A 13,804-nucleotide genomic window follows, 5' to 3' on the forward strand; every position below is an offset into this window, starting at 1 on the left:
CAAGCTGTAAGATTTTCGACGCGGGTCCGACAAAAGACCGCCGGCGCACTGCGTGCCCGGCGGTTTTCTTTTGTAACGGGCGGGCGGTCCGGGCGTCGAACGGCGCAGGATGGGTCGGGTCGAACGCTCATGACGCTGCGCGCCGCGCAGGCAGGAGGAGCAGCACGATGTGGATCAAACACCCTTTGCGCACCGTACTGACCGGCGGTGATATCGCGCAGAGCCAGATTACGCCGCGCGCGGTGTTCGAGAACCGGCGGCGCGTATTGCAGGCCGCCGGCCTGGCGGCGGCGGGCGGATTGCTCGGCGGCAGCGGCGCGGCGTTCGCCGCCTATGCGTCGCCCGACGCGCGGGCCGCGAAGCTCACGGCGAGAACCGACCCGAAGTTCGTCGCGGCCGACAAGGTGACGCCGTTCAAGGACATCACGTCCTACAACAACTTTTACGAATTCGGCACCGACAAGGGCGACCCGGCGCAGAACGCGGGCACGCTGCGGCCGCGTCCGTGGCGCGTGAGCGTCGAGGGCGAGGTGCTGCACCCGAAGGTGTTCGATCTCGACGAACTGCTGAAGCTCGCGCCGCTCGAGGAGCGTGTGTACCGGCTGCGTTGCGTCGAGGGCTGGTCGATGGTGATCCCGTGGATCGGCGTGCCGCTGTCCGAGCTGATCAAGCGCGTGCAGCCGACCGGCAACGCGAAATACGTGCAGTTCGTCACGCTGGCCGATCCGTCGCAGATGCCGGGGCTGTCGACGCCGGTGCTCGACTGGCCCTACTCGGAAGGGCTGCGGATGGACGAGGCGATGAATCCGCTGACGCTGCTGACGATGGGCGTCTACGGCCAGGTGCTGCCGAACCAGAACGGCGCGCCGGTGCGGATCGTCGTGCCGTGGAAGTACGGCTTCAAGAGCGCGAAGTCGCTGGTGAAGATCCGCTTCGTCGACAAGCAGCCGAAGACGAGCTGGAACACGTATGCGTCGAACGAATACGGTTTCTATTCGAACGTGAACCCGAACGTCGATCACCCGCGCTGGAGCCAGGCGACCGAGCGCCGGATCGGCGAGGACGGCTTCTTCACGCCGAAGCGCAAGACGCTGATGTTCAACGGCTACGGCGATCTCGTCGCGTCGATGTATCAGGGCATGGACCTGAAAAAGAATTTCTGAGCGCGACGGTGAGAAACGACATGCCTCCATCGACGCTGACGCCGGGGCACGCGTCCGGCCCGCGCACGGCCGCCGCCGGTAGTGCCCGAGGCGGCGCGGTGCGTACAGCCGCGCCGCGCTGGCTTGCTCCCGCCAAGGTGCTGGTTTTCGCGGCCGGTTGCTATCCGCTCGCCCGTCTCGTGCTGTTCGGGCTGACCGACCGGCTCGGCGCGAACCCGATCGAATTCATCACGCGTTCGACGGGCCTCTGGACGCTGGTGCTGCTCTGCATCACGCTCGCCGTCACACCGCTTCGGCGCGTGACGGGCGTGTCCGCGTTGCTGCGCTTCCGGCGGATGATCGGCCTGTTCGCGTTCTTTTACGCGATGCTGCATTTCACGACGTATCTGTGGTTCGACAAGTGGTTCGACGTGGTCGCGATCCTGAAGGACGTCGGCAAGCGTCCGTTCATCACGGTCGGCTTCGCCGCGTTCGTGCTGCTGATTCCGCTGGCCGCGACGTCGCCGCGCGCGATGGTGCGTCGGCTTGGCCGTCACTGGGCGACGCTGCATCGCGCGATCTATGCGATCGCGCTGTTCGGCGTGCTGCATTTCTGGTGGATGCGGGCCGGCAAGCACAATCTCGCGCAGCCGAAGTTCTACGCGGCGATCGTCGCGGTGCTGCTCGGCTGGCGGCTGCTTGAATGGGGCTGGCGACGCATTCGTGCATGACGATGCGGGCCGGAAAAACAAAAGGCGATGACGGGAAGTCATCGCCTTGATCGCGAAGGAAACCGCGCGAGCGGCGGCGCGCTTACTGCGTGGCGGCTGGGCCGGATGCCGGCGTCTCGGCCTTCGACGCACCGCTAGACAGCTCCGGCGACAGCGTGAGCGGCGTGCCGGAAGAGTCGGGAATGCTGTCGGACGACGCGTTTTCATCGGTCGGCGTGACGTCGGACGGCGGCGTGTCCTGCTGCTGGATGGGCTTCGCCGGCAGCGGGGGAACGGTGGGCAGATAGAGCGGGCCGCGTTGACCGCAGCCGGCAAGAATCGCCAAAGCCGCTACAATCGCGCTCATCCGGAAAACGACTCGCATGATCGTCCCTGAACAATTTAACCGATAGAGTTTAGCATGTCCGATACTGAATACCTGGCCCGTGCCGAGGCCGTGCTGGCGGCCGTCGAGCGTACCGTGGATGCCGCGAACGACGGCGATCACGACATCGATCTGGAGCGCAACGGCAGCGTGCTGACGCTGACGTTCGAGAACGGCTCGAAGATCATCGTCAACCTCCAGCCGCCGATGAAGGAGCTGTGGATTGCCGCGAAGGCGGGTGGATTCCATTACCGTTTCGTGGACGGCGAATGGCGCGATACGCGCTCCGGCACCGAGTTCTTCGCGGCGCTCACCGACTACGCGACGCAGCAGGCCGGCCTGCCGATCACGTTCGGCGCGTAACGTCCGGCGCTCACCCCGGCCGGGCGCCGATACGCCGGATCGAAGCACAAAGAAAAAGCGCCCCGCGGGGCGCTTTTTTCATGCTCGGGCCGTTCGTGTCAGTGGCCGCGGAACAGGTTCATGATGTCCTGCTTCTCCTGTTCGTCGACGTGCGGCACCGCTTCGTCGGTGCTCTGCACCGCCGGCGCCTGCGGCACGCCGACCGTCGACACGAAGCCGTGTCCCGGCGTGAACTCCGCGAAGTACAGCTCGCTGCCGAGCGCCTGGACGTCGTCCGGCATCGTCGGCTTGAACTCCGGCACGCCCTTCAGCGCCGCGCCCATGTACTCGATCCAGACCGGCAGCGACAGGCCGCCGCCGGTTTCGCGATCGCCGAGGCTGCGCGGATTGTCGTAGCCGATCCACGCGATCGCCGCGAGCGTGTGCTGGTAGCCGGCGAACCATGCGTCGTGCGAGTCGTTCGTCGTGCCGGTCTTGCCCGCAAGGTCGGTGCGCTTCAGCACGTTGGTGCGCGCGCCCGTGCCGCGCTGCGCGACGCTTAGCAGCAGGCTGTTCATCACGTACGCGTTGCGCGCGTCGATTGCGCGCGGCGCGTTCTGCTCGGCGATGAGCGGCTGCGCGCGGGCGACGATCGCGCCGTTCGGATCGGTCACTTCGGCGATCAGGTACGGATTCACGCGGAAGCCGCCGTTCGCGAACACCGAGTACGCGCCGGCCATCTGCAGCGGCGTGACCTGGCCCGCGCCGAGCGCCATCGGCAGGTAGGCCGGATGGCGGTCGGCGTCGAAGCCGAAGCGCGTGATGTACTGCTGCGCGTACTTCGTGCCGATGTGGTTCAGGATCCGGATCGACACGAGGTTGCGCGAGCGCTGCAGCGCGGTGCGCATCGACATCGGGCCTTCGAAGCCGCCGCCGTAGTTCTTCGGCTCCCACGGCTGGCCGCCGGTTTCCGCGGCGCTGAAATACAGCGGGCCGTCGTTGATCACCGTGGCCGGCCCGAGGCCCTTGTCGAGCGACGCCGAGTAGATGAACGGCTTGAACGACGAACCCGGTTGCCGCCACGCCTGCGTGACGTGGTTGAACTTGTTCTTGTTGTAGTCGAAGCCGCCGACGAGCGAGCGGATCGCGCCGTCCTGCGGGATGATCGAGATGAACGCGCCTTCGACCTGCGGCAACTGCGTGATCGACCACTTGCCGGCGTCGTTCTTCACGACCCGGACGATCGCACCCGGACGGATGCGGCGGTTCGGCTGCGCGCTGGCCGACAGTGCGCCCGATGCGAACCGCAGGTTGTCGCCTTCGATCGTCGCGCTGCTGCCGTCGATGAAGGAGACCGTGATCTGGCGCGGGGTTGCCGTGGTAACGACCGCCGCGATCAGCTCGCCGTTGTCGGGGTGCTCGAGCAGCGCATCGTCGATCGCCTGCTCGCGGTCGTCGGCGCCGGCCGGCAGCTCGATGAAGCCTTCCGGCCCGCGATAGCCGTGGCGGCGCTCGTAATCCATGATGCCCTTGCGCAGCGAGGTGTATGCAACCTGCTGGTCGGCGGAATCGATCGTCGTGACGACGTTGAAGCCGCGCGTGTAGGTTTCCTCGCGGTACTGCGCGTACATCATCTGCCGGACCATTTCCGCGACGTACTCGGCGTGCACGCTGAATTCGCGGCCCGCGCCCTTGACGACGAGCGGCTGCGCGACGGCTGCGTCGTACTGCTCGCGCGTGATGAAGTTCAGCTCGAGCATCCGCTGCAGGATGTATTCCTGGCGCACCTTCGCGCGCTTCGGATTGACGACCGGGTTATACGCGGACGGCGCCTTCGGCAGCCCCGCGAGCATCGCCGCCTCCGCGAGCGAGATGTCCTTCAGGTCCTTGCCGAAATACACGCGCGCGGCGCTCGCGAAGCCGTACGCACGCTGGCCGAGATAGATCTGATTCATGTAGACCTCGAGAATCTGATCCTTCGTCAGCGCGCGCTCGATCCGGTACGCGAGCAGCATCTCGTAGATCTTGCGCGTGTAGGTCTTTTCGCTGGACAGGAAGAAGTTGCGCGCGACCTGCATCGTGATCGTGCTCGCGCCCTGCGACGCATGGCCGTTCGTCAGCGCGACGAAGCCCGCGCGGGCGATGCCGGTGAGGTCGACACCGCCGTGATCGTAGAAGCGCGCGTCCTCGATCGCGAGGATCGCCTTCTTGAGCGAGTCGGGCACGTCCTTGAAATGGACGATGTCGCGGCGTTCCTCGCCGAATTCGCCGATCAGCACGTGATCGGACGTATAGATGCGCAGCGGTACCTTCGGACGATAGTCGGTCAGCGCGTCGAGCGACGGCATGTTCGGCCACGCGACGACGAGCGCGTAGCCGAGCACGAGGCCGCCGGCCACGACGAGGGCCACGCACATCGCGGCGAGGCCGATCAGGACTTTCAGCCACCAGGACCGCTTCTTCGGCTCGGGCGCGGGAGGCGGGGACGTAGGAGACGTGGATTGCATAGGCATACCGGAAAACAGTCCCGCGATTATAGCTGCCCGGTAAGACCGGTCCTGGCGCGGGGGGCGTCCGCCGGAAAGCGGCGGATCGCGGTGCCGCCCGCATAGTGTCCGCGCGGCCGCCCCGCGCCACAACTGGCCGTCCGGCCGACTGGCGGGCGCACGCGCCGCTTTGCAGAATCAGGCCTCGGAAACGCGGCGTGGGCCGCAACGATCGCGGGAGGCTGGGATGGCAGGACGATGGGCGGCGCGGTTCGCGCCGGGCAGGCACCGTTCGACGGGCATCGACGTCGGGGCGGACGAGGTGAGGGTGGCCGTGCTGAGCCGGCGGGGTCGGGCCGTGGATGTGCGGGTCGAAGGGCTCGAGCGGGAGCCGGTCGGATTGGCGGGCGGGCCGGAGGACGCGCGCTGGGCCGCGGTCGCCCGCGCGCTGGCGGCGGCCGTGTCGCGATTGTCGGCGGCGGGCGTGCGCTGCGACACGCGCGGCGTGATGGCGCTGCGCGACGACGAGATGCGGACCGCGACGCTCGACCTGGCCGGGCGCGACGACATCGCGGACGCCGCCCGGCAGGCCGCTGAACGGATCTCGGGGCTGGCGCCCGACAGTCTCGCGTTCGACTGGCGGCAGGACGACGGTGCGGGTTCGGGCGAGATTGCGGTCGCCGTCGCGCCGCAGGCATTGCTCGAACGGCGGATCGACGTGGCCGCGCAGGCCGGCATCGACCTGACGGCCGTCGACGGCGAGTCAGCCGCCGCGCTGCGCGCGTTGCGCTATGCCGCGCAACTCGAACCCGACGCACACGGCCCGTATGCGGCATTCTGGTTCTGCGACACGGGCGCGTTCGGCTGGCGGGTCGACGGCGCGGTCGCCGCGCCGGTGCTCGCGGTGTCCGGCGACGTGCGGGCGGCATTCCCCGACGCATTGCGCCGGTGCGTGTTCGAGCCGGTGCGCTGCGTACTCGTGGCTGGCGACGAGCGCAGCATCGCCCGCTGCGGGACGTCGGCCGCGGATATCGGCGATGTGCTCGGGGTGGCTGCGGTGCCGTTCGACTGCACCGGATGGGACGGGTTGCCGGGCGAGCCCGCCGGCGGGCCGGGCGGCCCGGCATTTGCCGTCGCGGTCGGGCTGGCGCTGCGCGGGGTGTGGGAATGATGGCCGATATGGGGTTCGGGCCGGCGGCAGCCGGCCATGCCGCGCTCGGCGGCTTCAACCTGCTGCCGTACCGTGAGCGGCTGGCGCAGGCGTTGCGGCGGCGCCGTGTCGGGCAATGCGGAGCGGCGATCATGCTCGGCGTGCTCGGAGCCTGCGTCTGGACGGGGGCGGCGACCGCGTGGCGATGGCGCGTGGATGCCGAGCGTACGCGTGTGGAGGCGCGGCTGCGGCAATGGCAGCCACAGGTCGAGGCCGCACGGCGCGCCGCCGGCGCGGCCGCCGAGCTCGCGCAGCGCGATGCGCGGTCGGTCGTGCTTGCCGCGCCTTACCGGCGTGTCGCCGGGCTGCTCGCGACGCTGGCGCAGGTGCGCGACGACACCGTCCGGCTCGACGCATTACGCACGACATCGTCCGGCGCCGTGCTCGACGCGCACGCGACGAGTTACCGGGCGGCCGCGCGTTGGCTCGCACGGATCGCGGCCGAGCAGCGCGACTGGCGATTCGATATTGGTGCGCTGACGCCGGCTTCGCCCACGCCGGTCACGGGTTCGGCCGTGCCGTTCCGGTTTTCCGTGCAGGTGCGCTGGCACGATGCGCCGCCTCGACAGAAGGCAGCGGGAGGCGGCGCATGACGGCGATCGTGCAGCGGTCCATGCCTGACGGTGCCGCGTGGCTCGGCCGCGTGACGCGGATGTCGCCGGCCGCAGCGCATGCCGTCGGCTGCGTGCTGGCATTCGCCTCGGTGATGGTGGGCGGCATTCATCTGATGGATGCTGTCGACGCGAGCGGGCTCGTACGCAGTCACGCGTTGCTGGCAACGGCACACGTGCGTGCCGCCGATGCTCAGCGGCTGCTCGCGGCCGCGCCACGGCGCGACACGGATCGGGCTGCCGGGCGCGACCCCGGTTCGCCGCGTGCGCCGGGGTGGCCCGCGCTGATGCTGGAGCTGGCGGACCTGGCCGGCGCGAGCGGATTGCGGATCGTGTCGATCGAACCGCGGCGCACTGACGATGCGTCGCCGGATGGCCGTCGCACGGTGCGGATCGTCGCGGACGGCGGCTTTCCGGCGCTGCTGCGGCTGATGGGTGGGCTGGCGAGTTTTCCCGCGCTGGTCGTGCCGTCGAGGCTGCAGATCGAGCGGAAGCCGCCCGCGTCGCGGCTGGACATGACGATCGACGTGTTTCCGGGGCTGTCGGGGGCCCGTGTTGCGGATGGCATGGCGTCGCAGCTTGCCGGCGCGCCGAGCGACGATCCATTCGGCGGCGCCGGTTCGCCCGCGGTGGCCGACGATATCGCGCCGCGCCTGGCTGGCACGATTCGCGACGTACGCACCGGGCTCGCGCTGTTCGACGCGGGCGATGGCGCATTCGCGACCGTCGCGCCGGGCGAAGCATTCGGGGTATCGCGCGTGGTGAGCGTCGATGCCGGTGCCGTGACGCTCGCGACGGCCGATGGCGCGCGCCGGTTCGTCGTCGACGACGGAGGCCGCCCATGACGAAGTACGGATGGCGGGTGATCGCATTCTGGGTCGGATCGAGCGTGGCTGCGGCACACGCCGCGCTACCGCCTCTGCCCCCTTTACCGCCTTTGCCGCCTTTGCCGCCGGCCGGCTGGCCGACCGCATCGACGCAGGCATACGCCCAGGGCACACCGCTGCCGCAGGGCGCGCCCGACGGCGCGGACGGCGTGGACGGTATCGCGCCCGCGCACGACGGTCCACTGCCGTTCGATCAGGCGGCACGTGTGGCGCGTCAGGCGGACACGACCGCATCGGTGCCGCTGCTGGAAGGGCCGCCGATTCCCTTGTCGCCGCCAACGCGCATGAGCGACGCCGCGGCGCGGCACCCCGGCGATGCGGACGACGCGCGGCGAATCTCGCTGAACCTGCACGGCGTGGGGCTCGCGGCCGCGTTCGACGCGCTCGCGCGATTCACCGGGCTCAACATCGTCGTCGGCGAGCAGGTGCGCGGCACCGTGACGTTACGTCTGAACAATGTCCGTTGGCGCGATGCGTTCGATACGCTGCTCGACACGCACGGGCTGGCGATGTCCCGGCGCGGCGACGTGATCTGGGTCACGCCGGCGGCCGAGCTCGCCGCGCGGGAGCGCGAGCGGTTCGAAACGCACGCCCGCGCGGCCGAGCTGGAGCCGCTCGCGAGCCGGACCTTCGCGCTGCATTACCCGCGCGCGCAGGACGTGCAGCGGCTGCTGGCCGGGGCGACCGGCCAGCGCCTGCTGTCGAAACGCGGCGCCGCGGCGGCCGATCCGCGCACGAACCTGTTGTTCGTCACCGATCTCGCGCCGCGCATCGTGCAGATCGCGGGCCTGATCGACGCGATCGACCGGCCGTCGCGGCAGGTCCGGATCGAGGCGCGCATCGTCGAAGGCGAGCAGGGCTTCTCGCGCAACCTCGGCGCACGCGTCGCGCTACGCGCGCAGGGACGGGCACCTGCGGCCGACGGCGCGGCATTCGCGACGGACACGCGCAACGCGCTCGACCTGGCTGCACGACCGCTCGGCGGCTTCGAGGCGGCGACGGCCGGCTTCACGCTGTTCGCCGCGCCGCTCAGCCGCGTGCTCGACGTCGAACTGAGCGCGCTCGAGGCGCAGGGGCGGGGCCAGATCGTTTCCAGCCCGCGCGTGGTGACGGCCGACCGCGTGAAGGCGATCGTCGAGCAGGGCTCGGAGCTGCCGTACCAGGCCAAGGTCGGCAACGGCGTGAGCGGCGTACAGTTCCGCCGCGCGACGCTGAAGCTCGAGGTCGAGCCGCAGATCACGCCCGACGGGCGTGTCGTGCTCGACCTGGACGTGACGAAGGACAGCATCGGCGAGCCGACGGCGGCCGGCCCGGCGATTCATACGAAGCATGTCCAGACGCGCGTGGAGGTCGAGGACGGCGGAACGGTCGCGATCGGCGGGATTTACGAGCAGTTGAACCGGGACGATGTGACGCGGGTGCCGCTCTTGGGCAAAATACCGGTACTGGGCGCGCTGTTCCGGCACCGCGCGCGGCGCGACCAGCGCAGCGAACTGGTCGTCTTCATCACGCCGACGGTCGTCGGCGCGCGTTGCGAGACGGCCGGCGCGGGCGACGCGGATGCAGGAAAAACGGGGCCGGAAGCCGGCGGCGCAGGCTCGACAAGGCAGCCGCTTTGCCAGTAAGCTGCGCCACACACCAGCAAGATTCAAGCAGAGGAAGCCGTTGCAAGCGCGGGACCCACATGCAAACGTATTTTTCGTCGGCCTTATGGGAGCGGGTAAGACCACCGTGGGCCGCGCGGTCGCGCGCCGGCTCGACAGGACGTTCTTCGACTCCGACCACGAAATCGAGGCCCGCACGGGGGCGCGCATTCCGGTGATCTTCGAGATGGAGGGCGAGGCCGGGTTTCGCGACCGCGAATCGCAGGTGATCGCCGATCTCACGCAGCGCGAGAACATCGTGCTCGCGACGGGCGGCGGCGCGGTGTTGCGGCCCGAGAATCGCGATTGCCTGAAAGGCAACGGCATCGTCATCTATCTGCGCGCCAATCCGCACGATCTATGGCTGCGCACCCGCAAGGACAAGAACCGCCCGCTGTTGCAGACCGACGATCCGAAAGCGCGTCTCGAAGCGCTCTACGAAGTACGCGACCCGCTGTACCGCGAATGCGCGGATTTCATCATCGAGACCGGCCGCCCGTCGGTCAACGGCCTCGTCAACATGGTGCTGATGCAACTCGAACTGGCAGGCGTCATCGCCAAGCCGCTACAAGCATGATTACCGTCAACGTCGATCTGGGCGACCGCGCCTACCCGATTCACATTGGTGCCGGCCTGATCGGCCGCACCGAACTGTTCGCCCCTCACATCACCGGTTCGTCGGTCACGATCGTCACGAACACGACGGTCGATCCGCTCTACGGCGACGCGCTGCGCGCGGCGCTCGCGCCGCTCGGCAAGCGCGTGTCGACGGTCGTGCTGCCGGACGGCGAGGCCTACAAGAACTGGGAAACGCTGAACCTGATCTTCGACGGCCTGCTGACCGAGCGCGCCGACCGCAAGACGACGCTCGTCGCACTCGGCGGCGGCGTGATCGGCGACATGACCGGCTTCGCCGCCGCGTGCTACATGCGCGGCGTGCCGTTCATCCAGGTGCCGACGACGCTGCTGTCGCAGGTCGATTCGTCGGTCGGCGGCAAGACGGGCATCAACCACCCGCTCGGCAAGAACATGATCGGCGCGTTCTACCAGCCGCAGGCCGTGGTCGCCGATATCGGCGCGCTGACCACGTTGCCCGATCGCGAGCTGGCGGCCGGCGTGGCCGAGGTCATCAAGACGGGTGCGATCGCCGATGCGGCATTCTTCGACTGGATCGAGGCGAACGTCGATGCGCTGAACCGCCGCGAGCCGGCCGCGCTCGCGCATGCCGTGAAGCGTTCGTGCGAGATCAAGGCGAGCGTGGTCGCGGCCGACGAACGCGAAGGCGGGCTGCGTGCGATCCTGAACTTCGGCCATACGTTCGGCCATGCGATCGAGGCCGGGCTCGGCTACGGCGAGTGGCTGCACGGCGAAGCGGTCGGCTGCGGGATGGTGATGGCGGGCGACCTGTCGGTGCGGCTCGGCCTGCTCGACGAAGCGTCGCGGCAGCGGCTCGATGCGGTGATCGCCGCCGCGCACCTGCCGGTCCGCGGGCCGGCACTCGGCGATGCGCGCTACATGGACCTGATGCGCGTCGACAAGAAGGCCGAAGCCGGTGCGATCAAGTTCATCCTGCTGAAGCGATTCGGCGATACGCTGATTACCCAGGCGCCCGACGAAGCCGTGTTCGCCACCCTGGCGCAGACGACCCGGTAACGGCGCCCCGGATGCCCCGGCGCCCCTGACATGGAGGAGACGTGAGCGAGACATCCAGCAGCAACCCGACCCAAGCCGGCCGCGCATCCGTCGCGGCGCTGGCCGAGCCGCCGACGCTGGCGGCGCTGGAAGCCCATCTCGCTCCGTATGCCGCCCACGCGTCGCAGTCGCGCGGCCGCCGCCATCAGGAAACGCCGCCGGCGGCGCGCACCGAATTCCAGCGCGACCGCGACCGCATCGTTCATTCGACCGCGTTCCGCCGGCTCGAATACAAGACGCAGGTCTTCGTCAATCACGAAGGCGACCTGTTTCGCACCCGCCTCACGCACAGCCTCGAAGTCGCGCAGATCGCGCGTTCGGTCGCGCGCAACCTGCGGCTCAACGAGGATCTCGTCGAAGCGATCTCGCTCGCGCACGATCTCGGTCATACGCCGTTCGGCCATGCCGGGCAGGATGCGCTGAACGCGTGCATGCGCGAGCACGGCGGCTTCGAGCACAACCTGCAGAGCCTGGCCGTGGTCGACGAGCTCGAGGAGCACTACGGCGCGTTCAACGGCCTGAACCTGTGCTTCGAGACGCGCGAAGGCATCCTCAAGCACTGCTCGCGCGAGAACGCGCGCAAGCTCGGTGCGCTCGGCGAGCGTTTCCTGCAAGGGCGCCAGCCGTCGCTGGAAGCGCAGCTCGCGAACATCGCGGACGAAATCGCGTACAACAACCATGACGTCGACGACGGCCTGCGCTCCGGCCTGATCACGATCGAGCAGCTCGCCGAAGTCGAGCTGTGGCAGCGCCACTACGACGCGGCGCTCGCCGAATTCCCGCATCTCGAAGGCCGCCGCCTCGTCCACGAGACGGTGCGCCGCATCATCAACACGCTGATCGTCGACCTGATCGACGAGACTACGCGCAATCTCGCGCGCGTCGCACCCGCGTCGCTCGACGACGTGCGCGCCGCGCCGCCGCTCGTGGCGCACAGCGAACCGATCGCCGCGCAGGCGGCCGCCCTCAAGCGTTTCCTGTTCAAGAACCTGTACCGCCACTACAAGGTGATGCGCATGGCGAACAAGGCGCAGCGCGTCGTCACCGGGCTGTTCGACGCGTTCATCGACGATCCGCGCCTGCTGCCGCCGCCGTACCAGTCGGACGACGAAGCGCAGCAGCCGCGCCTCGTCGCGCACTACATCGCCGGCATGACCGACCGCTTCGCGCTGAAGGAATACCAGCGCCTGTTCGTCATCAACGACAACTGACTGTCACAAACGATCACTAGACTTCGCCGGTTCAATGGCGCTGGGAATGTTGCACACGCTGTTGGTAACGTTTTCATAGGAGAGAGGTCGATGAAGAAGAAGCCTGCGGGGACCGTGGTTCGTTCGATCGCGCTGGGCGGCGCGCTCATGTTCGGTGTGCAGCATGCGGCGTTCGCCGCGACGGAGATCCAGTTCTGGCATGCGATGGAGTCGGCGCTCGGCGAGCGCGTGAATGAACTCGCCGCGCAGTTCAACGCATCGCAGAGCGACTACAAGATCGTGCCGGTCTTCAAGGGCACCTACGACCAGGCGCTCGCGGCGGGCATCGCCGCCTATCGCAGCGGCAACGCGCCGGCGATCCTCCAGGTCTATGAAGTCGGCACCGCGACGATGATGCAGGCGAAGAAGGCCGTCGTGCCCGTCTACGACGTGTTCAAGCAGGCCGGCGTGCCGCTCGACGAAAAGGCGTTCGTGCCGACCATCGCGAGCTACTACAGCGATGCGAAGACGGGCCATCTCGTGTCGATGCCGTTCAACAGCTCGACGCCGGTGCTGTACTACAACAAGGACGCGTTCAAGAAGGCCGGGCTCGATCCGAACCAGCCGCCGAAAACGTGGGCCGACGTGCAGGCCGACGCGGAGAAGCTGCGCAAGTCCGGGATGACGTGCGGCTTCACGACCGGCTGGCAGGGCTGGATCCAGCTCGAGAACTACAGCGTGTGGCATGCGCTGCCGTTCGCGAGCCGCAACAACGGCTTCGACGGCACCGACGCGGTGCTCGAGTTCAACAAGCCGCAGCAGATCGCGCACGTCGCGTTCCTGCAGCAGATGCAGAAGGACGGCACGTTCACGTACGCGGGCCGCAAGGACGAAGCGTCCGCGAAGTTCTACAGCGGCGACTGCGGAATCCTGACGACGTCGTCGGGCGCGCTCGCGAACGTGCAGAAGTTCGCGAAGTTCAGCTACGGCACCGGCATGATGCCGTACGACGCGAACGTGAAGGGCGCGCCGCAGAACGCGATCATCGGTGGCGCGAGCCTGTGGGTGCTGGCAGGCAAGGATCCGGCGACCTACAAGGGCGTCGCGAAATTCCTCGCGTTCCTGGCCTCGCCGCCGATCGCCGCGAAGTGGCACCAGGAAACCGGCTACCTGCCGGTCACGACGGCCGCGTACGACCTCACGCGCCAGCAGGGCTTCTACGCGAAGAACCCGAGCGCGGAAACCGCGATCAAGCAGATGATGAACAAGCCGCCGCTGCCTTACACGAAGGGGCTGCGTCTCGGCAACATGCCGCAGATCCGCACGGTCGTCGACGAAGAGCTGGAGCAGGTCTGGGCGCAGAAGAAGTCGCCTAAGGACGCGCTCGATTCGGCGGCGTCGCGCGGCGACGAGCTGCTGCGCCGCTTCGAGAAGTCGGGCGGCTGATCCGCAGCGCGTTCGTGCCGCCGGCCGCTGGCCGCCGCGTCGCCCAGGCGCGCGCGGCCG

At 68.6% G+C, this 13,804-nt stretch carries 13 protein-coding genes; 11 read left to right on the forward strand and 2 right to left on the reverse strand.

Annotation, left to right across the window (positions count from 1 at the left end; genetic code table 11):
- Positions 1 to 167: 167 nt before the first annotated feature.
- Both msrP and msrQ read left to right on the forward strand, forming a co-directional pair.
- A complete protein-coding gene (gene msrP / locus U5771_RS26085) occupies positions 168 to 1,163 on the forward strand; it encodes a protein-methionine-sulfoxide reductase catalytic subunit MsrP (RefSeq protein ID WP_322026642.1) in 996 nt (331 codons plus the stop codon).
- 20 nt (positions 1,164 to 1,183) lie between these two features.
- The gene (gene msrQ, locus U5771_RS26090; protein ID WP_322026643.1) at positions 1,184 to 1,873 is read left to right on the forward strand and encodes a protein-methionine-sulfoxide reductase heme-binding subunit MsrQ; all 690 of its coding nucleotides are present in this window, start codon (positions 1,184 to 1,186) and stop codon (positions 1,871 to 1,873) included.
- An 82-nt stretch (positions 1,874 to 1,955) separates the two neighbouring features.
- Here the strand turns inward: msrQ and lptM are convergent, their stop codons facing one another.
- On the reverse strand, positions 1,956 to 2,237 hold the full coding sequence (gene lptM, locus U5771_RS26095; protein ID WP_322026644.1) for an LPS translocon maturation chaperone LptM: 282 nt from the start codon (positions 2,235 to 2,237) through the stop codon (positions 1,956 to 1,958).
- 36 nt (positions 2,238 to 2,273) lie between these two features.
- On the opposite strand from lptM, the gene cyaY reads away from it, so the two are divergent.
- Entirely contained in the window at positions 2,274 to 2,600 is a 327-nt protein-coding gene (cyaY, locus tag U5771_RS26100) for an iron donor protein CyaY (protein ID WP_322026645.1), read from the forward strand.
- A gap of 98 nt (positions 2,601 to 2,698) precedes the next feature.
- Here cyaY and U5771_RS26105 read toward each other — a convergent pair whose 3' ends face one another.
- A complete protein-coding gene (locus U5771_RS26105; RefSeq protein ID WP_322026646.1) occupies positions 2,699 to 5,086 on the reverse strand; it encodes a penicillin-binding protein 1A in 2,388 nt (795 codons plus the stop codon).
- Between the two features lie 226 nt (positions 5,087 to 5,312).
- Between U5771_RS26105 and U5771_RS26110 the strand changes: the two genes are divergently transcribed.
- The 8 genes from U5771_RS26110 (at position 5,313) to ugpB (ending at position 13,744) form a co-directional block, all read left to right on the forward strand.
- Positions 5,313 to 6,236 (forward strand): competence protein ComA, encoded by a 924-nt coding sequence (locus U5771_RS26110; RefSeq protein WP_322026647.1) that lies wholly within the window; start codon positions 5,313 to 5,315, stop codon positions 6,234 to 6,236.
- Entirely contained in the window at positions 6,233 to 6,868 is a 636-nt protein-coding gene (locus tag U5771_RS26115) for a fimbrial protein (RefSeq protein ID WP_322026648.1), read from the forward strand. Before U5771_RS26110 ends, U5771_RS26115 begins: the two co-directional genes overlap by 4 nt.
- The gene (locus tag U5771_RS26120; RefSeq protein ID WP_322026649.1) at positions 6,865 to 7,731 is read left to right on the forward strand and encodes a pilus assembly protein; all 867 of its coding nucleotides are present in this window, start codon (positions 6,865 to 6,867) and stop codon (positions 7,729 to 7,731) included. Before U5771_RS26115 ends, U5771_RS26120 begins: the two co-directional genes overlap by 4 nt.
- A complete protein-coding gene (locus tag U5771_RS26125; protein ID WP_322026650.1) occupies positions 7,728 to 9,398 on the forward strand; it encodes a type IV pilus secretin PilQ in 1,671 nt (556 codons plus the stop codon). Before U5771_RS26120 ends, U5771_RS26125 begins: the two co-directional genes overlap by 4 nt.
- A gap of 40 nt (positions 9,399 to 9,438) precedes the next feature.
- Positions 9,439 to 9,993, forward strand: a complete 555-nt coding sequence (locus tag U5771_RS26130; protein WP_124501196.1) for a shikimate kinase — start codon at positions 9,439 to 9,441, stop codon at positions 9,991 to 9,993.
- Positions 9,990 to 11,069: a 3-dehydroquinate synthase gene (gene aroB, locus U5771_RS26135; RefSeq protein WP_322026651.1), complete on the forward strand. Its 1,080-nt coding sequence runs from the start codon at positions 9,990 to 9,992 to the stop codon at positions 11,067 to 11,069. The genes U5771_RS26130 and aroB overlap by 4 nt, the downstream gene beginning before the upstream one ends.
- Positions 11,070 to 11,110: 41 nt before the next feature.
- Positions 11,111 to 12,319, forward strand: coding sequence for a deoxyguanosinetriphosphate triphosphohydrolase (locus U5771_RS26140; protein ID WP_322026652.1), 1,209 nt, complete (start codon positions 11,111 to 11,113; stop codon positions 12,317 to 12,319).
- Positions 12,320 to 12,409: 90 nt separating this feature from the next.
- Positions 12,410 to 13,744: a sn-glycerol-3-phosphate ABC transporter substrate-binding protein UgpB gene (gene ugpB / locus U5771_RS26145; RefSeq protein WP_322026653.1), complete on the forward strand. Its 1,335-nt coding sequence runs from the start codon at positions 12,410 to 12,412 to the stop codon at positions 13,742 to 13,744.
- Positions 13,745 to 13,804: the final 60 nt, after the last annotated feature.

Origin of the sequence: Burkholderia sp. BCC1977 (genome assembly GCF_905339595.1) — a bacterium.
In the GTDB taxonomy this organism is placed as follows: domain Bacteria; phylum Pseudomonadota; class Gammaproteobacteria; order Burkholderiales; family Burkholderiaceae; genus Burkholderia.

Coding starts and splice junctions, on each gene's coding strand:
- msrP (WP_322026642.1), top strand. CDS start 168: ATGTGGATCAAACACCCTTTGCGCACCGTACTGACCGGCGGTGATATC.
- msrQ (WP_322026643.1), top strand. CDS start 1,184: ATGCCTCCATCGACGCTGACGCCGGGGCACGCGTCCGGCCCGCGCACG.
- lptM (WP_322026644.1), bottom strand. CDS start 2,237: ATGCGAGTCGTTTTCCGGATGAGCGCGATTGTAGCGGCTTTGGCGATT.
- cyaY (WP_322026645.1), top strand. CDS start 2,274: ATGTCCGATACTGAATACCTGGCCCGTGCCGAGGCCGTGCTGGCGGCC.
- U5771_RS26105 (WP_322026646.1), bottom strand. CDS start 5,086: ATGCAATCCACGTCTCCTACGTCCCCGCCTCCCGCGCCCGAGCCGAAG.
- U5771_RS26110 (WP_322026647.1), top strand. CDS start 5,313: ATGGCAGGACGATGGGCGGCGCGGTTCGCGCCGGGCAGGCACCGTTCG.
- U5771_RS26115 (WP_322026648.1), top strand. CDS start 6,233: ATGATGGCCGATATGGGGTTCGGGCCGGCGGCAGCCGGCCATGCCGCG.
- U5771_RS26120 (WP_322026649.1), top strand. CDS start 6,865: ATGACGGCGATCGTGCAGCGGTCCATGCCTGACGGTGCCGCGTGGCTC.
- U5771_RS26125 (WP_322026650.1), top strand. CDS start 7,728: ATGACGAAGTACGGATGGCGGGTGATCGCATTCTGGGTCGGATCGAGC.
- aroB (WP_322026651.1), top strand. CDS start 9,990: ATGATTACCGTCAACGTCGATCTGGGCGACCGCGCCTACCCGATTCAC.
- ugpB (WP_322026653.1), top strand. CDS start 12,410: ATGAAGAAGAAGCCTGCGGGGACCGTGGTTCGTTCGATCGCGCTGGGC.